General features: G+C 70.9%; 15 protein-coding genes. 6 read left to right on the top strand and 9 right to left on the bottom strand.

The features are described 5' to 3' along the window. Positions 1-141: 141 nt before the first annotated feature. Positions 142-786 (top strand): LysE family translocator, encoded by a 645-nt coding sequence (locus OG246_RS38650; RefSeq protein WP_266473726.1) that lies wholly within the window; start codon positions 142-144, stop codon positions 784-786. Between the two features lie 82 nt (positions 787-868). Here the strand turns inward: OG246_RS38650 and OG246_RS38655 are convergent, their stop codons facing one another. Next, positions 869-1,975, bottom strand: coding sequence for a winged helix DNA-binding domain-containing protein (locus OG246_RS38655; protein ID WP_266473727.1), 1,107 nt, complete (start codon positions 1,973-1,975; stop codon positions 869-871). 225 nt (positions 1,976-2,200) lie between these two features. Between OG246_RS38655 and OG246_RS38660 the strand changes: the two genes are divergently transcribed. Next, positions 2,201-3,361, top strand: a complete 1,161-nt coding sequence (locus OG246_RS38660) for a magnesium and cobalt transport protein CorA (RefSeq protein ID WP_266473729.1) — start codon at positions 2,201-2,203, stop codon at positions 3,359-3,361. Positions 3,362-3,634: 273 nt separating this feature from the next. Continuing rightward, a complete protein-coding gene (locus OG246_RS38665) occupies positions 3,635-5,623 on the top strand; it encodes a hypothetical protein (protein WP_266473732.1) in 1,989 nt (662 codons plus the stop codon). A 112-nt stretch (positions 5,624-5,735) separates the two neighbouring features. Here OG246_RS38665 and OG246_RS38670 read toward each other — a convergent pair whose 3' ends face one another. The 5 genes from OG246_RS38670 to OG246_RS38690 all read right to left on the bottom strand — a co-directional run bounded on the left by OG246_RS38670 (position 5,736) and on the right by OG246_RS38690 (position 11,959). Further along, positions 5,736-6,395, bottom strand: coding sequence for a hemerythrin domain-containing protein (locus OG246_RS38670; protein ID WP_266473734.1), 660 nt, complete (start codon positions 6,393-6,395; stop codon positions 5,736-5,738). Positions 6,396-6,403: 8 nt separating this feature from the next. Then, positions 6,404-7,324, bottom strand: a complete 921-nt coding sequence (locus tag OG246_RS38675) for a TIGR03619 family F420-dependent LLM class oxidoreductase (protein ID WP_266475019.1) — start codon at positions 7,322-7,324, stop codon at positions 6,404-6,406. Between the two features lie 160 nt (positions 7,325-7,484). Beyond that, a complete protein-coding gene (locus tag OG246_RS38680; RefSeq protein WP_266473735.1) occupies positions 7,485-10,139 on the bottom strand; it encodes a BTAD domain-containing putative transcriptional regulator in 2,655 nt (884 codons plus the stop codon). A 252-nt stretch (positions 10,140-10,391) separates the two neighbouring features. Continuing rightward, complete coding sequence (locus OG246_RS38685; RefSeq protein ID WP_266473736.1) at positions 10,392-11,084, bottom strand: response regulator transcription factor; 693 nt, start codon at positions 11,082-11,084, stop codon at positions 10,392-10,394. After that, positions 11,081-11,959: a sensor histidine kinase gene (locus tag OG246_RS38690; protein ID WP_266473738.1), complete on the bottom strand. Its 879-nt coding sequence runs from the start codon at positions 11,957-11,959 to the stop codon at positions 11,081-11,083. Before OG246_RS38690 ends, OG246_RS38685 begins: the two co-directional genes overlap by 4 nt. Before the next feature lie 138 nt (positions 11,960-12,097). On the opposite strand from OG246_RS38690, the gene OG246_RS38695 reads away from it, so the two are divergent. Both OG246_RS38695 and OG246_RS38700 read left to right on the top strand, forming a co-directional pair. Further along, complete coding sequence (locus tag OG246_RS38695) at positions 12,098-12,829, top strand: ABC transporter ATP-binding protein (protein ID WP_266473740.1); 732 nt, start codon at positions 12,098-12,100, stop codon at positions 12,827-12,829. Next, positions 12,826-15,141: an FtsX-like permease family protein gene (locus tag OG246_RS38700; RefSeq protein WP_266473742.1), complete on the top strand. Its 2,316-nt coding sequence runs from the start codon at positions 12,826-12,828 to the stop codon at positions 15,139-15,141. The genes OG246_RS38695 and OG246_RS38700 overlap by 4 nt, the downstream gene beginning before the upstream one ends. Positions 15,142-15,184: 43 nt before the next feature. Here the strand turns inward: OG246_RS38700 and OG246_RS38705 are convergent, their stop codons facing one another. From OG246_RS38705 to OG246_RS38715, 3 genes are all read right to left on the bottom strand, one after another. After that, complete coding sequence (locus OG246_RS38705) at positions 15,185-15,892, bottom strand: restriction endonuclease (RefSeq protein WP_266473744.1); 708 nt, start codon at positions 15,890-15,892, stop codon at positions 15,185-15,187. Between the two features lie 361 nt (positions 15,893-16,253). Continuing rightward, positions 16,254-17,690: a cell wall metabolism sensor histidine kinase WalK gene (locus OG246_RS38710; protein ID WP_266473746.1), complete on the bottom strand. Its 1,437-nt coding sequence runs from the start codon at positions 17,688-17,690 to the stop codon at positions 16,254-16,256. Next, positions 17,687-18,376, bottom strand: a complete 690-nt coding sequence (locus tag OG246_RS38715) for a response regulator transcription factor (RefSeq protein ID WP_266473748.1) — start codon at positions 18,374-18,376, stop codon at positions 17,687-17,689. The genes OG246_RS38710 and OG246_RS38715 overlap by 4 nt, the downstream gene beginning before the upstream one ends. A 151-nt stretch (positions 18,377-18,527) precedes the next feature. On the opposite strand from OG246_RS38715, the gene OG246_RS38720 reads away from it, so the two are divergent. Further along, positions 18,528-19,865 carry a ferredoxin reductase family protein gene (locus tag OG246_RS38720; protein ID WP_266473750.1) on the top strand — a complete coding sequence of 446 codons (1,338 nt, stop codon included), beginning with the start codon at positions 18,528-18,530 and terminating at the stop codon, positions 19,863-19,865. Positions 19,866-19,869: the final 4 nt, after the last annotated feature.

The following is a 19,869-nucleotide window of genomic DNA, read 5'->3' on the forward strand; positions in this document are numbered from 1 at the left end:
GCGGCCCGCAACGCTCCCTATCCATTTACCTGCCCGTCGGCGGTCGGCTTCCCCAATGGCCCGACCGCCGGCGGGCATACGTCCGTCGGACTCCTGCTTCTCCTTGACCACAGCCGCGGGCGGCCTGTTTGAATGGCCTCCATGGTGTCCACGGACCGTTTTCTCGCCTTCGCCGCGATGTCGCTCCTGGTGATCGTCATCCCGGGGCCGAGCGTGCTGTTCGTCATCGGGCGGGCGCTCGCGCACGGCCGGCGCACCGCGGTGGCCACGGCCCTTGGCAATGTCTTCGGCTCGTACCTCCTTGTCGTCGCGGTCGCCGTCGGTATCGGTTCGCTGGTCGAACGCTCGGTGACGGTCTACCTGGCCGTGAAGCTGGCCGGCGCCGCGTACCTCGTGTTCCTCGGCGTACAGGCGTTCCGGCACCGCAAGGAGCTGAACGCCTCGGCGATCACGACCCGGGACACCTCCCCGGCCCGCGGAGATCTCCGCACGGTCCTCGACGGCGTACTGGTCGGCGTCACCAACCCCAAGGGCATCGTCTTCTTCGCCGCGGTACTCCCCCAGTTCGTGGACCACTCGGCGGGCCGACTCCCCCTGCAGATGCTGCTGCTGGGCCTGGTCCCGATCTCCATCGGCCTCGTCACGGACACCCTGTGGGGTCTGACGGCCTCGGCGGCCCGCACCTGGTTCGCCCGCTCGGACCGACGGCTGTCGCTGATCGGGGGCACGGGCGGGTGCGCGATGATCGGGCTGGGGGTTACGGTCGCGGTGACGGGGCGGGACTGAGCCCAGCGGTGAGTGGCCGGGACGACGCCCACTGGTGACGGGCTGGGACGAGGCCCATCGGTGAACGGGCCAGGGCTGAGCCCTACTTGACGACCGTCCCGAAGCGGATGTCCCAGGAGGATGACGAGCCGTTCATCATCTCGATCGTCCGCTCGGCCTCCTCCACGACCTCCTTCCGCTGGGAGTTCGTCAGAGTCCCGAAGAGCTCGATCGTGAGGACTTCCTCCTCCTGCCGCCAAACGCCCGCCAGGAAACCGTCGACGAGCAGCACGCAGTACGCCTGGTTGCCCTTCCACGTCCGGCCCTTGAGGTCGGCGGACCCCATCCGGGTGCGGTCGGCGTGCGAGAGGAGCAGGTTGTCGAACTCGGGGAGGAAGCGCGGCGGGGCCGGGGTGTCGGCGTCCGGGCGGGGCGCGTCGGGGAGGTCGAAGAGTTCGACGCCGTTCTCGTCGCGGAAGGTGACCAGCTGGGGCCTGAGCCGTTCGAAGGCGTCACGCAGCCGGGTCAGTCCGGCCCAGGTCTGCATGTCCTTGACGGAGGCGGGCCCGAAGGCGGCCAGGTAGCGCAGGACGGTCGCGTCGGGGGCGGGCGCCGGCTCGGACGGGCGGTCCAGCCAGTGCTCGGCGGTGGTGAGCGTGACCTGGCCGCTCCGGCCCCACAGGCCACGCGGGGTGACCTGGACGAGCGGCAGCCTGCAGCGGGCGGCGACCGAGAGCGCGAACGGGTCGGCGTCGGGCCACTCGACGAGCAGCGCCTCACGCAGCTGCTTCATGGTGCGCGGCTCGGCCTCCACCAGCTCACGGCTGATCGAGGCGAGCCGGTCCAGGTCGACGCCGTCGAGCCCCTTGCGGAACTGGTTGAGTTCCCGGTCGCGCGCGGCCTGCACGAGCGGGCGCAGGTTGAGGGCGTCGTCGGCGGTGTGGGTGTGGATGGTGGAGCGCATGGTGACGAGGCGTACGACCTCCCGGTCGGCCATGAGCTGCGACAACGCCTCCGGGGTGAAGCCCTCCAGCCGGGCGGCGAGCGCATAGTACGGCGGCTTGACGTTCTGCGCCTGAAGGCCGAGGAGGTGCTCGACGGCCTCCTTGGCACCGAGGTCGGACCGGCGCAGGAGGAGCTGCCGGGCGAGGGTCGCGCGGTTGAGGGCGCGGGTGCCGAGCACGGGTGCCGCGGAGGTCTTCTTCGTCATGCTCCGCACGTTAGCGGGACTTGCGGACAGGTTCTGTCCTCATTTCTGTCCTCATTCCTCGGGAATCCCTGCCCCGGCGGTGCCACACCCCCGCGCCGAGGACATTTGACCCGTATATCCTGCTCGGTGATCGCAGAGACGTACGTTCGACCGAGTTCGTGCTTCATGCTCCACGTTCATGCTTCATGCTCCAGGCGACGACAGACGACAGGGGAGGCAGCCGCGATGTCCGAGCGACGCGCCCGCCCAGCCGCGCAGGGCGCCAGGAAATCCGGCTGGCGACGCGCCCTCACCCCACCGGCCGCACCGCCGGCGCAGCCCCCCGCGCCCCGCCCCGACCCGCCTTCGCCGGAACCCACCGACGCCGGCAGCGTCGTACAGGCGGCGCTCTACCGTGACGGCGTACGCGTCTCGACCCCGGAATCGCTGGCCGACACCTTCCGCGAGCTGCGCGAGCAGCCGGACGGCATGGCGTGGATCGGCCTGGCCCGCCCGACGGAGGCCGAACTCCTCTCCCTGGCCGCCGAGTTCGACCTGCACCCGCTCGCCGTCGAGGACGCGATGGAGGCGCATCAGCGTCCGAAGCTGGAGCGCTACGGCGAGACGCTCTTCGTCGTCCTGAGTGCCGCGCGCTATCTGGACGCGCTGGAGGAGGTCGATTTCGGCGAGCTGCACGTGTTCGTGGGCCCCGACTTCGTGATCACGGTCCGGCACGGCGCGGCACCGGACCTCTCGGCGGTGCGCCGCCGCATGGAGGACACCCCGGAGCTCCTGAAGCTCGGCCCCGAGGCGGTCCTCTACGCGATCCTCGACTCCGTGGTCGACGGCTACGTCCCCGTCGTGACCGGCGTCCAGACCGACATCGACGAGATCGAGACCGAGGTCTTCCGCGGCGACCCCGCGGTGTCCCGCCGTATCTACGAACTCTCCCGGGAAATGGTCGAGTTCCAGCGCGCCACCCGCCCGCTGGTCGGCATGCTGCACGCCCTCATGGCCGGCTTCGCCAAGTACCGCACCGACGAGGAACTCCAGCGCTACCTCCGCGACGTCGCCGACCACGTCACCCACACCAGCGAACGCGTCGACGGCTTCCGCCAGGCCCTCACCGACATCCTCACCGTCAACGCGACCCTCGTCACCCAGCAACAGAACGCCGAAATGCGTGCGTTGGCGGAGGCGGGCTTCGAACAGAACGAGGAGATCAAGAAGATCTCGTCCTGGGCGGCCATCCTCTTCGCCCCGACGCTGGTCGGCACGATCTACGGCATGAACTTCGACGACATGCCGGAGTTGGGCTGGACCTTCGGATACCCCTTCGCGATCGGCTTGATGGGGATTGTCTGCGTCAGTCTGTACCTGATTTTCAAGCGGCGGGACTGGCTCTGAGGCTGAGCACTACGGGCAGGGCCGCGAATAGCCTGACCCGCAGCGCCTGACGCATCGCCACCAGGATCGAACCTGCCCTCAAGGGCGAACTGGGGGTGAAGAGCGACCCCCGGAGGCCTGAGCCAAGCCGGGCCTGGTGGACACCTGATGAAACCTTGATCGTTTCTAGACCATCCCAACAGCCAGGCGTTCCGCCAGGTTGGGTACCGTCACCACGGACTTCCCCCCACGTCGAGTTCCACCAGCGACACCCCACCACACACAGGAGCCGTCGTGGCACCGAGCACGTCTCGAATACGTCGACCGAGAGCCGCCTGTCTGGCGCTCACCGCCGCGGTGACCGCCGTCACCGCTCTGGTCCCCGCGATCCCCGCGGCCGCCGCGGGATACACGACGGCGGCCGGTCCCTGGAGTGCCGCCACCGCGCTGACCGGCGCCGACGGCCAGCAGACCCTGATCGACGTCCAGACCGCCGGCGACGGCACCACGTTCGCGCTGTGGCGCGACCGGGCGGCCGACGGCACCCACTGGAACTTCGACGTCGCCGTCAAGTCCGCCGGAAGCAACACGTGGGGCGCCTCCCACACCCTGGCCACCGGCCGCGAGAGCACCTCCCCGGCGGTCCTGACCGCGACGCCCACCGGGCAGGGTGTCGTGACCTGGGTGGACGGCAGGAGCGTGGACGGCGACCTGGCCGCCGTCGCCGCCACCTGGACCCCGGCGGAGGGCGGTTGGTCGGATCCGGTCCCGATCGCCTCGTACCCGGGCGGCACCTACCTCGGCCTGCCCCGGCTCGCCTCGGCGGCCGACGGCACCCTCACCGCCGTATGGCAGCAGGGCGAGTTCAACGACTACAAGATCATGACGGCCGTCCGCGCCCCTGGCGCCACCACCTGGTCCACGGCCCAGCCGCTGGCCTCGGTCACCACCGGTTCCGTCTACGACCTCGCGCTCGCCGTCGCCCCCGACGGCTCGGCCACCGCGGTGTGGGACGTCTACGACCAGGTCGCCGACGGCAACCAGCACACCGTCCTCACCGCCACCCGTGCCACGGCCGGCGGAAGTTGGAGCGAGGCGGCCGTGCTGCCCGGTGTGGGCTACACGGACGGTGTCGTCCAGGTGACGTCGGACGCCACGGGCGCCACCACCGTACTGTGGCACGGCGCGAACGCCGCCGGGAGCGGCACCGACCTGAACTCGGTCACCCGGCTCTCCCCCTCCACGAGCTGGGGCGATGTGCAGACCGTGGTCGCGTCGTCCTTCAACTACAGCGACGGCAGCGACCCGCTCACCGCGCCCAACGGCGACCTCACCTATGTGTGGGTGGGCTGGAGCAGCGCCGATGGTGAGCCGGTCGTAAAGTCGGTCACCCGCTCCGCGAGCACCGGCACCTGGTCCACGCCGCAGACGCTGTCCACCGGTTACGTCCCCTGGGACGTGGACGCCTCCATCGGCGCCGACGGCACCGTCCAGGTCGTCTGGCCGCAGACACCGAGCATCGACAACGGCAACGACCACTACCTCCAGTGGGCGGTCCGCGCCAACGGCACCTGGAGCAAGGCGACCGCTCTCAACAGCGAGCCCGTCCCCGACGTCTCCAGTACGCAGGCGCTGTACGGCGAGGTCGCCACCGGCCCCGACGGCCGGGCCACCGTCCTGTCACGCAAGGCCGTGGGCAGCGGCGACTACACGAGCCAGGTCTCGGCCCAGTGGCAGACCCTGCTGACCAAGCCGTCGGTCACCTCGAAGGCCACGCTGAGCGGGACCGTCCGTACGGGCTCCAAGGTCACCTGCAACGCCGCCTGGACCGGCATCGGAGCCAAGGCCGCCTGGTCCTGGCTGCGCGACGGCACGGTTATCTCCGGTGCCACCGGCAAGACCCGCACCCTGACCGCCTCCGACTACAAGCACAAGCTGTCCTGCCGGGCCACGGTCACCAACAATGCCGGGTCGACGCGCTCCACCTCCGCCGCCGTCACGGTCGCGGTCGGCCCCGCCCTGAAGGCCACCAAGGCGCCCGCGATCACCGGCACGGCCAAGGCCGGCTACAAGCTCACCGCCGCCCACGGCACCTGGTCACCGACGGTCACCTCGTACACGTACGTCTGGAAGCGCGACGGCAAGACCATCACCGGAGCCACCAAGTCGACGTACGTGCTGGTGAAGGCCGACAAGGGTCACAAGATCACCGCGAAGGTGACGGCCAAGCGGTACGGCTGGACGAACGGTTCGGCGACGACAGCCGCGGTCACCGTGCGCTGAGAGCCGTAGAGCGGGAGGCACCCGGTCGGTGCACCGGGCGCCTCCCTGTCCAACCCTTGTAATGGGCTACGGATCCAGCCCTTGTAGTGGACTGCGGATCCGGTCGTCCTGCTCACGCCCCGTACAGGCGGGCCTCCCAACGGGCGTGTGAGCGGCGGCCGGACAGGCGCCACAGGAGGCGGGCGGGCAGTGGTGCCTTGGTGAGAAGTGTTCGCTGCTCTTCGGGAGTTGCTACTGCCATCAACGCGCTGAAGGCGCGCAGCAGATGTTTCTTGTCCAGCTTCGCCAGGCTGATCTCGCCGAGTTCCTCCCATTCGGCGACGCTCAGATGTTCGGCGGCCAGGGGCAGGATGGTGTTCTCCTCCTCGTCCATGTGCGCGGTCAACACCGAGCCCAATTCGGTGAGTTGAGCCGCCACCTGCTCGCAGAGGGGCTGTCGGGGATCGACGGCCAGTCCGTCCAGCACGGCCCTCACCCGCGTGACCAGCTCTTCAAGCCGGTGGTGCTGTTCCTCCATGCGCGTGATCGCCTCGGCCCGCACCGCCGTCCGTGCCGCGAGCCGGGGCCAGAGGAACTCGTCCTCGCTGACGTGGTGGGCTTCCAGGCCCATGAGCATGAACCGCACCGCGTCGACGACCAGCGCGGCCCGCGCGGTGTCGCCGGGCCGCAGTCCGCGCACCAGATCCGGCAGTTCCGCGCACGATTTACGGAAAGTGCGATGCACCACCACCATGTCGTGGACATCCGGCTTCACGGTGACTACATCAGACATGGTGCTCCCTAGCCCTTGCTCAGCTGCTCGTGAAAACGGTGTGCCAGGTCCGTCAGCTCTTCCGCGCTCCGCGCGGTCTGCTGCACGTCGATGAGGACCTCGTCGGCCCCGGCCGCGTGGGCGGCGAGCAGGTAGTCCGAGACCTGCACGACCGTTCCCCGGTGCGGAACGGCATCGCTCGGGGCGGCCTCGGCCGTCACCACGGGGTTCACACGGACGACGGTGCGCAGGGCGTCGGGGTCACGTCCGACCGCCTCCGCGATCTGCCGGATCTGGCTGATGACGTAGGCGAGTTGGGGTACTGGCAGCGCGACTCCCGCCCAGCCGTCCGCGCGACGACCGATGCGTTCCAGAGTGGCCGGGGTGAAACCGCCCAGGAGCACCGGCGGGCGGGGACGCTGCACGGGGAGTGTCTCGATGTGCGCACTCGGGATCGTCCACAGCGCCCCCTTGTGCTCCGCCGACGACGAACCGGACCAGACGTGCTCCAGGACGTCCAGGATCTCTTCCAGCCGTGCCCCGCGCCCCCGCCACGGCACACCGATGGCCTCGTACTCGTCGGACGACCATCCCAGTCCGAATCCGATGTCGAGCCGCCCCTCGCTGAGGATGTCGACGGAGGTCAGGGAACGGGCCAGCAGGAGCGGGGAGTAGAAGGGCGCGTTCAGCGTGCTGGTGCCCAGGCGCATCCGTCGGGTGGCGTGAGCCAGGAAGGACAGGGTGGCGATGGGGTCCAGGAAGTTGCGGTACTCCTCCGGTACGGGGCCACCGCCGGGATACGGGTCACGCGGCTGCGTCGGTACGAGGGCCCGGTCGCCCACCCACAGGCTGTCGAAGCCGATCGCTTCGACCGCGGCGGCGAACCCGGAGAGCGTGGAGGGGTCGGCGAACAATCCGTACTGGGGGGCTCCCAGACCGATCTTGAGCATGTCTGTCACCTGTTGGTCACCTGTTCGAGGAGATGCTGAGGCAGCGGGGGGACGTGCGGAGGCATTCCGGCCGCGGTCCGTTCTCGGATCACCGTGCCGAACACGGATCGACGTCCGGTCGACGGCGCGTAAACGGGGGCCGACTCAGCGAGCGACAGGCTCAGCGCTGCGCCGCTTCCTTCCGCAGGCGATCGCTCACCTCGTACACATGCTGTGCCGCGGAAATGTTCACCTCGGCCCGGTCCGAGCTCAGTGCAGTGAACAGGCGGGCCACCTCCTGAAGGAAGTAGGCCGGGCTGTTCGGATCGTCCTCCGCGCCGGCGACCGCGTCCGACTCGGCGAAGAACTCGACGGCCTCCGCGGTCCGCCCCTGGTCCGCCAGTACGACCGACAGCAGCCGGGCGGACATGAAGAACGTCACCGGGTCGTCGCCGTCGCGCGCACGCCGGATCGCGTCGCGCAGGTCGGTTTCCGCCGCTGTCAGATCATCGCGGATGAAGGCGAGCCAGGCCCGGATGTGCCGGGTCTGCGCCCGCAACGCCGGGTCGTCGCCCAACTCGGCCGCCGCGACCGCCTGGTCCGTGATGCGTTCCAGCTCCCGCTGATGTGCGGGCCCGGCGAAGAGCCCGCTCGACGCGATCACCGACAGCGCGGCGACGACGATCCGCGCAGCGCCCGGGATGTCGCGCAGCACCCGGGAGAACACCGAGACCAGCAGCGTGTGCTCGGCCAGCAGCCATGTGCGCGCCTCCTCGGCGTCGGCGAACCGCAGCCCGGTCAGTGGCACGGGGAAGAGGTGGGTGCTGAGCGAGCCGGACTGCTCGGTCGCGCTCATGGCCTGGAGCAGGGTGGCATGAAGGAACATCGCTAGCCGCACCAGTGCCGCCTCGCGCTCCGCGACAGGATCCTCGCGATCGGCACGACGGGCGGCGAACGCCCGTACCAGATCGTGGAATCGGTAGCGGTCGGCCGAATGCGGTTCGAGCAGACCGGCCTCCACCAGATGCTCGAGTTGCTCCTCGGTCTCCTGCTCGGGCCGGTCGAGCAGCACCGCCGCGACCGCGACCGGGAAGTCGGCGGCGTCGAGCAGCGCGCACAGGCGCATCGCCCGGGCCTGCGCGTCGGCTAGAGCCCGGTATCCGACCTGGAAGGTGGCCTCCACCGACATGCCTCCGGCCCGCAACTCGTCGAGCCGGCTCTCCTCGGCGCGCAGGCGCTGCAACTGCGCACCGAGCCCGCGTCCGGGACGAGCCGCCGCACGGGCACCGATGATGCGCAACGCCAACGGCAACTGCCCGCACGCGCTGACCAGTTCCAGCGCGAGTTCAGGGTCGGCGGCGATCTCGGCGTCGCCGGTGAACCGGCCCAGCATGGCCACCGCCTCCTGCTGATCGGGCACCGGTACCTCGAAACGCGTCGCACCCGGCGGTACGAGCGACCGGTGCCGGGTCGTGATCAGCGCGGCGTTGCCGGGTGTGCCCGGGAGCAGCGGTGTCACCTGGGCGGTGTCGGACGCGTTGTCCAGGAGCACCAGAATCCGGCGATCGGCGGTCAGGGTGCGATAGGCCCCGGCGCGGGCGGTGGGCGTCGCGGGGATCTGGGCGGCGGGCATGCCGAGCGCGAGGAGGAAGTCGACCAACACGTCCGCGGGATCGGCGGGTTGGCCGCCGTCACCCCGCAGGTCCACATAGAGCTGCCCGTCCGCATAGTCGCCGCGGATGCCGTGGGCGACGCGCAACGCGAGCGCTGTCTTCCCCACGCCGCCGATACCGCTGAGCACTGCGAGCGCGACCGCTTCCCCGCTGGGCCGCAACGCGAGCCGGAGCCGCTCCCGCAGCCGCTCCCGACCGACGAAGTCGCCCGGCGCCGGGGGCAGTTGTTGCGGGCGGACGCCGGCCGAGGCCTCCTCGGCCTGAGTCGTCGCCGGCCGGTCGGCTCCGTGGGCGGCGCCCGATTCGATGCGCTGTCCCTGACCGCCGGACCGCGTCGCGGTGTCGTCGGAAGCACCAGGGGACGTCGTGGCGCCGGCGCGATGTCCCTCAGGACGCGACTCGGCGGGGTCGGGCCCGACCCCGCCGAGTATGCGTGCCTGCAACTCACGCAGCTCCGGCCCCGGATCCATGCCCAGCTCGGCCGCCATGGTCTCGCGGGCCGCGGCGTAGACCGCCAGGGCCTCCGCCGCCCGCCCTGCCTGGTACAGCGCACGCATGCGCAGTGCGTACAGATCCTCCCGCAGCGGATGGTCGGCGATCAGTGAGATCAGTTCCGTCGCCACGCGGGCGTGCTCACCCAGTTCATCGGCGCACTCCAACCGCGCCACCTGGGCGTTCAGCCGCAGATCGACGAACCGTCGGCGGTGCCGCTGGGCGTAGGGGCCGGGCACGCCGGACAGCGGCTCCCCCGACCACAGCGCCAGCGCGGCGTCGAACGCACGCAGGGCGGAGCCGGTCTGCCGCGTGGCCCGCAGTTCCTCGCCCTCACGGACGAGTCGCTCGAAACGCAGGGCGTCGACGACCTGTTCCGGGATGTCGAGCTGGTATCCGCCCTGCGTGGTCTCCAGTCGGGAACGTTCCTCGCCCAACGAGAGGCGGATGCGGTAGACGTACGTCTGCACCGAGCGCACCGCGTTGCCTGGCGGCTCTTCCCACAGCGCGTCAATGAGGTGGTCGAGGCCGGACTGGCGTCCTTCTCCGAGCAGGAGCCGTACCAGGACCGCACGTTGCAACGGGCTGCCCAGATCCAGTTCGCGCCCGCCATGGCGGCCACTCAGTGGCCCCAGCAGCCCGAACTCGTACCCTTCCACCGCCGTTACCACTTGACGGAGTCTAGCGGGCCGACCCGGTGTCGGTGTGCCGTGAGGCGCCGTCGGACGTGGGTGCCCGAGGCCCAGGTCGGTGCTCTGCGCAGGCCGTCGAGCAAGGTGCGGATCGCGCTGGTCAGGGTGGGGATGTCGGCTGCACCCAGGCGTGCAGCGCGGCGGTCCAGACGTGGCCGACCTCAAAGCACTGTCATTGGACAATCGGCTGCATTGGACAACATGCGCCGGGTGACCCAGCGGCGCTGAGACCTATCTGCTCCCGCCCGTGTCCCCCGCCTTCACCAGCCCCGTCTCGTACGCGAGCACCACGGCCTGGGAGCGGTCGCGGAGGGTCAGTTTGGCGAAGATCCGGGCCACGTGGGACTTCACCGTCGCCTCGCTCAGGGTCAGTTCCGCGGCCAGCTCCGTGTTGGAGAGGCCTCGGCCCAGGAGGGTGAGGACCTCCAGCTCGCGGGGGGTGAGGGCCGTGAGGTCGGCGTGCACGGCGGGTGGGCGGGCGGTGTCCGAGGCGAAGCGCTCCACCAGGCGGCGGGTGATCGACGGGGCCAGCAGGGCGTCGCCGGTGTCGACCAGGCGTACGGCGGCCGCGAGGTGTTCGGGGGTGACGTCCTTCAGGAGGAAGCCGCTGGCTCCGAGCGCCAGCGCGGCGTACACATAGCGGTCCAGGTCGAAGGTCGTCAGCATGAGGACCCGGCAGTCCGGGGCCTGCGCCAGAATCCGGCGGGTGGCTTCCAGGCCGTCCATGTTAGGCATGCGGATGTCCATCAGCACGACGTCCGGCAGGAGTTCGCGCGCCGCCGCGACCGCCTCCACGCCGTCGGCAGCCTCGCCCACCACGTCGATGCCGCGGGCGTTCAGGATCAGCCGGAAGCCGGTCCTGATCAGCGTCTGGTCGTCGGCGATGAGCACGCGGGGAGCCCGCTCCCCGGCTCTCCCTGTCACGGCCGGTCCAGCGGGATGCGCGCCCGGACCCGGTAGCCGCCGCCTAGACGGCGCCGGGCGTCCAGGTCCCCTCCGTACACCGCGACCCTCTCGCGCAGGCCAAGGAGTCCGCGGCCCGCGCCCTCCCGGTGTCGTGGAACCGGCACCGACGGCGCCGGCACGCTGCCGGTCAGGACGGACGGGCCGGTGTTCAGCACCTCCACGCGCAGCGCGTGGTCCGCGTACCGCACGGTCACCTCGGCCTTGCCGCCGTCGCCGTGCTTGAGCGCGTTGGTCAGCGCCTCCTGGATGATCCGGTACGCGGTCACGTCGATCCCCTCCGGCAGCGGGCGCGGCTCTCCGGAGATCCGCACCTCGACGGGCAGCCCGGCGAACGATATCCGGTCGACGAGCCGGCCGAGGCGGTCGAGGCCGGGCTGCGGCGCCAGGCCCGCCGCGCCGTCGGAGTGGCTTCGCGCACCGGCCAGGTCCGAGTCCTGGTCCGTCTCCTCGCCGTCCTGCGAAGGCGCCAGCAGACCCAGCAGGTGCCGCAGGTCGGTCATCGCGCCGCGCCCCGCGTCCTCGACGGCCCGCAGCGCCCTCACGGCCTCGTCGGGCATCGTGCCGAGGACCTCGCGGGCGGCTCCGGCCTGGACCACCATGAGGCTGACGTTGTGACTGACGATGTCGTGCAACTCCCGGGCGATGCGGTCGCGTTCGGCCGCGACCGCGTCATGGGCGGCGCTCTGCCGCTCCCGCTCGAGCAGCCAGCCGCGTTCCCCCACGGCCGTGTGCCACCGGCGCCGGGTACGCAGCCACGCCACTGCCAGCCATCCGGCGGTCGCCCATGCCACCACGAGCGCCGCCACCAGCGCTTCAAGCTCCCACTTCCCCACGGGCTCACCTTTGCAGAAGGCCGCCCGGTCCGCATCGGCCTGTGGACGCAGGGCCCTGCATCTCCGGGATGAGGGCGGGCCGGTTTGCCACCCGGGGAGGGATGTCCTGGGCGCCGTCCCCCACTTAGCGTCCTGTGCATGGTCAATGGAGGCAGCATGGTCGCCGAGGGCGGCAACAGCCGGGGAGAGCCCGTCGTACGACTCGACGGCGTGCGCAAGGAGTTCGGCGAGACGACGGCTCTGGACGGGGTTTCGCTGGAGATCCGGGCCGGGGAGGCGGTCGCCGTGATGGGGCCTTCGGGGTGCGGCAAGTCCACCCTGCTCAACATGATCGCCGGTCTGGACCGTCCGACGGGCGGCACGGTGTTCGTGCACGGCGAGAACGTGGGCGCGCTGAACGAGAAGGGGCTCGCCCTGTACCGGCGGCGCCGCATCGGCATGATCTTCCAGTTCTTCAACCTGATCGACGACCTGTCGGCGCTCGACAACGTCGCCCTGGCCGCGCAGTTGACCGGCAGTCCCGCCCGACAGGCCCGCCGCCGCGCCCTTGAGCTGTTCGACGAACTCGGCATCGCGGACCGCGCGAACGCCTATCCGGCGGTGCTCAGCGGCGGTGAGCGGCAACGCGTCGCGGTGGCCCGGGCGTTGATGAACCGCCCCGCCCTGCTGCTGGCCGACGAGCCGACCGGCGCGCTCGACAGCCGGGCCGGCGAGCAGGTGATGGACCTGCTGCTCGACCTCAACCAGATCGGCCAGACGCTGATCCTGGTGACACACGACGAGCATCTCGCCCGGCGCTGCGCCAGCCGCCTCGTCGAGCTCGGCGACGGCCGGGTGACCGGCGAGCACACGCTGGAGCCGTCCGCATGAGGGCGGTGTGGCGGGCCGCCCGCGCGGCCGTACGGCGGCGCAGGCTCCAGACGATCGTCATCGCGCTGGTCACGCTGACCTCCACCGGGGCGATGGTGGTCGCGCTCGGCCTGGTCGACGCGGCCTCCGCGCCCTTCGACAAGGCCTTCGCCGCGCAACGCGGCCCGCATGTCGTCGCCGCGTTCGATCCCGACAAGGTCTCCGACGCGCAGTTGGCGCGGGCGGCCGAACAGCCGGAGGTCGAGGCCACCGCAGGGCCCTTCGCCCAGGCCACGATCGACGACCTGCCGAGAGAGGGCGACGGCTTCGCCCTCTTCGGCACGGTCACGGTCGTGGGCCGTGCCGACCCGCAAGGCCCGGTGGACCGGCTGAACGTGTGGGCGGGCCGCTGGGCCACCCGACCGGGCGAGATCGTCGTGAACCGGGATCAGGGCTGGGCCCCGGACGACCTGGGCAAGAAGATCCGGGTGCCGTCGGGTCCGACGCTCACCGTCGTCGGGTTCGCCTTCGACCTGAGCCGGACCGCCGATGCCTGGGTCGCCCCGGAACAGATGGCGGCCCTGCACCCGACCACCGCTCAGATGCTGTTCCGCTTCACGGACGCGTCCTCGGAGAGCCGGATCGGCACGAACCTGGCCGCCGTCACCGATGGGCTGCCGAAGGACGCGCTGGCCTCTTCACAGTCGTATCTCACCCTCAAGGAGTCGATCGGCAGTTCGGCGCGGGCGTACGCCCCCTACCTGATGGCCTTCGGCGTCCTCGGCATCGTGGTGGCGGTGCTCATCGTCGCCAACGTGGTGGGCGGCGCGGTGATTTCGGGCCTCCGGCACATCGGGATCCTGAAGGCCCTGGGGTTCACGCCGGGGCAGGTCGTCGCCGTCTACCTCACGATGATCTCCGTTCCGGCGTTCGCCGGGTGCGTGCTCGGCACCCTCCTCGGCAACGTCCTGGCGCGCCCCTTCTTCGAGTTCGTGTTCACCGGACCCGAGGCGGGGGTGTTCCACGGCAACGTCGGTATCCCGACCTGGGTGAACGCGCTCGCCCTGCTCGGCATGCCCGCCGTCTGTGTGCTGGCCGCGCTCGCCCCGGCGGCACGCGCGCACCGGCTGTCCGCGGCGCGGGCGATCAGCGCGGGCAGCGCCCCGCGCGCCGGGCGGGCGCTGAGCGTCCAGCGCCGACTGGCGGGCAGCAGGCTGCCGCGGTCGGTGAGCCTGGGGCTCGGCCTGCCGTTCGCCCGGCCGGGCCGGAGCGGCCTCACGCTCGCCGCGGTGGTCCTCGGGGTGACCACCGTGACGTTCGCGACCGGTCTTGCCACGACGATGGCCAGGTTCGGGGAGGCGGGGCGCGACGCCTTCCAGGTCACGGTCTACGCGAGCAACTACAAGCAGGGCAAGGAGGTCCAGCCGGTCCACAGCGATCTCGAACTCCAGTCGCTCCTCGGCTCGTTGCCCGGCGCGACCGAGGTCACGGCCAGGGCGGACGCCGACGTGCGCATCGCGGGCACCGTGCAGAAGCTGTGGGTCGAGGGCCGTCGCGGTGACCGGCCGCAGCTGGACAACGTACTCACCGAGGGCCGGTGGATGCACCGTACCGGCGAGGCCGTCGCCGGATCGGCCTTCCTGCGCGAGCACGGTCTGGAGGTCGGCGACCACCTCGCTCTGGAGAAGGGCGACCGTCAGGAGGAAGTGACCATCGTCGGCGAGTACATGGAGAGCACCGGGGACGGGATCGCCACCGACTGGTCGACGATGGCGGCGCTTGCCCCGAAGGAGAAGCCCATCGCGTACCACGTCAAACTCCGCGAGGGTGCGGACGCGGCGGCCTACGCACGCACGGTCCGGGCCGCCGACCCCGGGGTCAGCACAGCGGTGACCGGGCCGAACACCATCACCCAGACCATCATCGGCTCGGCGACGGTGCTCACCCTGATGCTCGCCGTGGTCTCGTCGCTCGGCGTCTTCAACACGGTCGTCCTCAACACCCGTGACCGGCGCCGCGACTTGGGCATGCTCAAGTCCATAGGCATGACGCCCCGGCAGGTCACGGCGATGATGGTGACATCGATGGCCGTGCTCGGTGCGGTCGGCTCACTGCTCGGCATCCCGCTGGGCATCGCGGGCTACCACCTGGTGATCCCTCGGATGGCGGACGCCGTGTCCATCTCCCTGCCCTCGTACATGACGGACGTCTGGGAGGCCCCTGCGCTGGCCGGCATGGCCCTGGCCGGCGTCGCGATCGCGGTCCTGGGCGCGTTCATTCCGGCGCGGAGCGCGGCTCGGCTGACGATCGCGGAGGTGCTGCACAACGAGTGAGCACCGCGACGAGACCGCGGGCGGTCGGCCCGGCGCCCGTTCCTCAGGACAACGAAGCCGACCGCTTCCCCGGCGGAGGCAGCTTCTGGAGCAGCTCCCAGAGCGGCCGCGAGCCGCCCGCCCACTCCCCCAGCGTCCCGCGGTCGACCAGGTGCAGCTTCTGGGACTTCGCCAGCGGCTCACATCCCGCGGTGAAGCGTCCGTTCGTCACCAGCACCACCACGTCCCCGCCGTGCAGCTGTCGGCCGGTTCCGTTGAGCACATGGAGATCCGGGGTTCCCACGGGTGACCCCGAGGCCCCGTTCTGCCGGTGCTTGCACTGGATCACCCAGCGTCTGCCGAGCGGATCGGTCGCCGTCACATCCGCGCCGTTGTCCCCGGCGCCGCCCACCTGTACGGCGTCCCCGCAGCCGTCACGGCGCATCAGGTCCCGTACCGCGAACTCGAAGTCCTCGTGATGGAGCCTGTCGAGCTGGGGCAGCTTGTACCGCAGCCTCCGTACGTGCACCCACTCCCAGCGGGCGCTCACCGCCCACTGGGTGAGCCAGAGACCGCCCGCCCCGGCCACCACGGCGGCGAGCACGGCGAGCAGCCACCAGTTGTCCAGCAGCCACTGGCCTACGGCGAGGCAGAGCGCGACGCCCGCGGCGGCCGCTATGACGAGCGCCAACCGCTGGGGCCCCTTGGGCTTCGTCGAGACGCGCGCAACGGGCTTGCGAGGCCGCCGCCGCGCGGGCGGGCGGGGGCTCATCGCTGCCCCCCGACAGCGACAAACCCGGAGACACCCGCCATCGGAGTCCTGCCGTCGTGCTTCACGTACCGATCGATCCAAGACACCGCGTCCCCCTCGGCGATCCTGCGTACGGTCACTGCGACCGCACAACAGGCATTGGAGCAGGCACCTTTGACACTAAGTCAGGTCTCTCCGACCGACGGGAGCGGGCGCCGCTTCCGGCCACCTCGACGGGAGTCCGTGGACAGTACTTCCGCCACTCGTCCCGCAGTCCGGGGATACGCGCGCCCGAACAGTTGTGCGCCACCACAACTGTTCCAACCGTGCCCCGCCCATCGCGCTCGTGGACCGCCCGAAGTCGGCCGAGAAGCGCGCCCTCTCACGTACCGGAGGTGAGGGGAATCCTGATGGTGAAGGCCGTCGCACCCGGGCGGCTGGTCAGTTCGAGGGTGCCGCCGTGTGCCCGCACCAGGGACAGCGCGACCGCCAGGCCCAGGCCGCTGCCGCCCCGGTCGCGGCTGCGGGCCTTGTCGACGCGGTAGAAGCGGTCGAAGACCTGCTCCTGGTCGGCAGCGGGAATGCCCGGGCCCGAGTCGGCGACGCGGACCACCGCCGCGCCGGAGGCGACGGACACCTCCACGGACACCCGCGTACCGGCCGGGGTGTGCACGGCGGCATTGGTGAGGAGGTTGTCGAGCACCTGCCGGATGCGCAGCGGGTCCAGGCGCAGCCGGACCGGTTCGGGGCCGGCCTGCACGGTCAGTTCGTGGTCGGGGTGGCCCGCGCGGAAGGCGTCCGCCGCCTCGCGTGCCAGCTCCGCCAGGTCCGCGTCCACCAGCCGCAGCGGTGCCTCCACGTCGGCGGCGTCCAGGCGGGCGAGCAGCAGCAGGTCGTCGAGGAGTATGCCCATCCTGGCCGCCTCGGCGCGCAGGCGGGCCAGGTGCTTGTCGCGTTCTCCGGGCTCGTTGGCCGCCGCGTACTGGAAGAGGTCCGCGTAGCCGCGTACCGACATCAGGGGGGTGCGCAGCTCGTGCGAGGCGTCCGCGACGAACCGGCGCAGCCGTTGTTCGGCCTCGGTGCGGACGGCGAGGGAGTCGTCGATGTGTTCCAGCATGGTGTTGAACGCGGTGCGCAGTTCCTCGACCTCGGGGCCGCCGTTGCCGCGGTCGGCGCGTACCGGCAGCCGGGCCGATTCGGTGAAGTCGTGCGAGGTGATGCCGCGGGCCGTGTGTGCCATGTCGCTGAGTGGCCGCAGGCCGCGCCGCAGCACCCTCCGGCCGATCACGACGAGCGCGAGCAGCGCGAGTGCGAACGCGACGACCTGGACCGTCACCAGCTGCTGCATGGTGTTGTCGATGTCCTTCATGGGCGCCGCGGTCACCAGGACCACACCGGGTTCGACGGCGCAGGCGCGCAGCTGGTACGTGCCCTCGCCCTCGATGTGGGCGGTGCGGACGAGGTCGGTGGAGCCCGAGTCGGCCAGCGCCTCGGCTGCGGCGGCGAGTGCGGCGTCGTCCGCCGGCGCGTCGGCGGGCCGGCGGATCTCGGCGGTACCGGCCGAGACCTTGTACGAGGCCGTGTACCAGCCCCAGTACGGCTCTCCGTGCGCGTTGTCGTTCTCCTTGGCCTCCTCGGTCTGGGTGAGCTGGACGACCTTCATCTGGTCGTTCAGCTGACGTTCCAGGTAGTCCCGCATGTACATCGACAGCGCCGTGCCGACGACGGCGAAGGCCACGAGCGACAGCACGCCCAGGCCCAGGGCCAGCCGGGTGCCCAGGCGCATCCTGCGGTAGGTCTCCCGGAACCGGCGGATCACTCGGCGACCTGCCGTACCACGTACCCGACGCCCCGCACGGTGTGGATCAGCGGCTCGCCGACGTCGTCGAGCTTGCGGCGCAGGCGGCTGACGACCAGCTCGACGACGTTGGAGCGGCCGCCGAAGCCGTACTCCCAGACGTGGTCGAGGATCTGGGCCTTGGTGAGCACGGTGGGTGACTTGCGCATCAGGTAGCGGAGCACCTCGTACTCGGTCGGGGTGAGCGTGAGGAGCTTCTCGTCGCGCCGTACCTCGCGGGTGTCCTCGTCCATCGTCAGGTCGGCCACCCTGAGCACGGAACGCTGGAACCCGGGCCCGGCGCTGCGCCGCAGCACGGTCCGCAGCCGGGCCATGAGCTCCTCCACGGCGAAGGGCTTGACCAGGTAGTCGTCACCGCCCCGGGTGAGGCCCGCGACCCGGTCGGCCACTCCGTCCCGGGCGGTCAGGAACACCACGGGGACCATCGTGCCGGACTGGCGCAGCCGGTCCAGGACGCCGAAGCCGTCGAGGCCGGGCAGCATCAGGTCGAGCACCACGATGTCCGGATGGAATTCGGCGGCGCGGCTCAGCGCCTCCTCTCCGGAGTTCGCGGTGACGGCCTCCCACCCCTCGTAGCGGGCGACCGTCGCGACCAGGTCGGCGATGGGAGGATCGTCGTCCACGACGAGAAGTCGTACTTTTTCCACGAGCCCATAGTGCTTCACCTGCCTCCGGACGCCATAGCCGCGGGCTCCCCGGACGCGTATCGGTAAGAACTTGAAAGTTGATCGACAGGGAAACGACAGCTCCCACCCGGCAGGCTCGGTGTCCCCGGACCCGAACGAGGAGCTCCCGTCCGTGACGACTGTCGAACGTCTCCAACCGCCCCCCACGGCGGTACGTCCCAAGGTGGTGGCCCGTACCGGCCTGTACGCCTTGCTGGCCGTCAACGTGGGCGTGGTGGCCGTCTTCTTCCTCCAGTCCCCGCGCGACTCGAACGCCCTGATCCTGATCGGGCGGCTCGCCGGGCTGTACGGCGCGCTCCTGATGGCCTTCCAGCTGCTGCTGGTCGCCCGGCTGCCGTGGCTCGACCGGCGGATCGGCATGGACCGGCTGACCTCCTTGCACCGCTGGGTCGGCTTCAGCCTGCTGTGGACGCTGGTCGGGCACGCCGTGTTCATCACCTTCGGCTACGCCGAGTCCTCGTCGATGGGTCCGGTGGACCAGCTGGTGAACCTGGCCGAGACCGTCGAGGGCGTGCTGCGGTCGATCACCGCGCTGGTGCTGATCATGGTGATAGGCGCGGTGTCTGCGCGGTACGCCCGGCGGCGGCTCGCGTACGAGACCTGGCACTTCATACACCTGTACACGTACGTGGCGGTGGTGCTGGCGTTCACGCACCAGATCGGCGTCGGTACGACCTTCACCACGTCGTCCACGGCGACGGCGTACTGGTGGGGCATGTGGGGCACGGCCCTCGGTGCGGTGTTCCTGGGCCGGGTGGTGCTTCCGCTGTGGCGAAACCTGCGCCACCAGCTGCGGGTCTCCGCCGTCGTCCCCGAGTCCGACAACGTCGTGTCTATCTACATGACGGGGCGTGACCTGGACCAACTGCCCGCGCGGGCGGGCCAGTTCTTCCTGTGGCGGTTCCTGACCAGGGACCGCTGGTGGCAGGCCAACCCGTTCTCGCTGTCGGCTGCCCCGGACGGCCGGACGCTGCGTCTGACCGCGAAGACGGCCGGCGAGGGCACCGCGGCCCTGCGGCACATCAAGGTCGGCACACGGGTCTTCGCCGAGGGCCCGTACGGCGCGTTCACCACGATGCACCGGACGCGCCCTGACGCCCTGCTCATCGCCGGCGGCGTCGGCATCACCCCGATGCGGGCGCTCCTCGAGGAACTGCAGGGCCACGTGGTGCTCATCTACCGGGTCGCCAGGGACCAGGACGCCGTCCTCTACGAGGAGCTGCGGGACCTCGCCCACGCGAAGGGCGCGATGCTGCACCTGATCAGCGGCCCGGTCGTGCCGGACCGGCTGGCGCCGCCGGAGCTGGTCAAGCTCGTGCCCGACATCACCGACCGGGATGTCTACGTGTGCGGCCCGCCCGGCATGACCGGCGCCGTCCTGCGCACGCTGCGCGAGCTGGGCGTGCCCAAGCCGCAGATCCATTCCGAACGCTTCAGCCTGGCCGGATGAGGGG

It is taken from the genome of Streptomyces sp. NBC_00620 (assembly GCF_026341825.1).
In the GTDB taxonomy this organism is placed as follows: Bacteria; Actinomycetota; Actinomycetes; order Streptomycetales; family Streptomycetaceae; genus Streptomyces.

Excerpts from the sequence above, each read along its gene's own strand:
- OG246_RS38650 (WP_266473726.1), top strand. The coding sequence starts at position 142 with ATGGTGTCCACGGACCGTTTTCTCGCCTTCGCCGCGATGTCGCTCCTG.
- OG246_RS38655 (WP_266473727.1), bottom strand. The coding sequence starts at position 1,975 with ATGACGAAGAAGACCTCCGCGGCACCCGTGCTCGGCACCCGCGCCCTC.
- OG246_RS38660 (WP_266473729.1), top strand. The coding sequence starts at position 2,201 with ATGTCCGAGCGACGCGCCCGCCCAGCCGCGCAGGGCGCCAGGAAATCC.
- OG246_RS38670 (WP_266473734.1), bottom strand. The coding sequence starts at position 6,395 with ATGTCTGATGTAGTCACCGTGAAGCCGGATGTCCACGACATGGTGGTG.
- OG246_RS38675 (WP_266475019.1), bottom strand. The coding sequence starts at position 7,324 with ATGCTCAAGATCGGTCTGGGAGCCCCCCAGTACGGATTGTTCGCCGAC.
- OG246_RS38695 (WP_266473740.1), top strand. The coding sequence starts at position 12,098 with ATGGTCAATGGAGGCAGCATGGTCGCCGAGGGCGGCAACAGCCGGGGA.
- OG246_RS38700 (WP_266473742.1), top strand. The coding sequence starts at position 12,826 with ATGAGGGCGGTGTGGCGGGCCGCCCGCGCGGCCGTACGGCGGCGCAGG.
- OG246_RS38705 (WP_266473744.1), bottom strand. The coding sequence starts at position 15,892 with ATGAGCCCCCGCCCGCCCGCGCGGCGGCGGCCTCGCAAGCCCGTTGCG.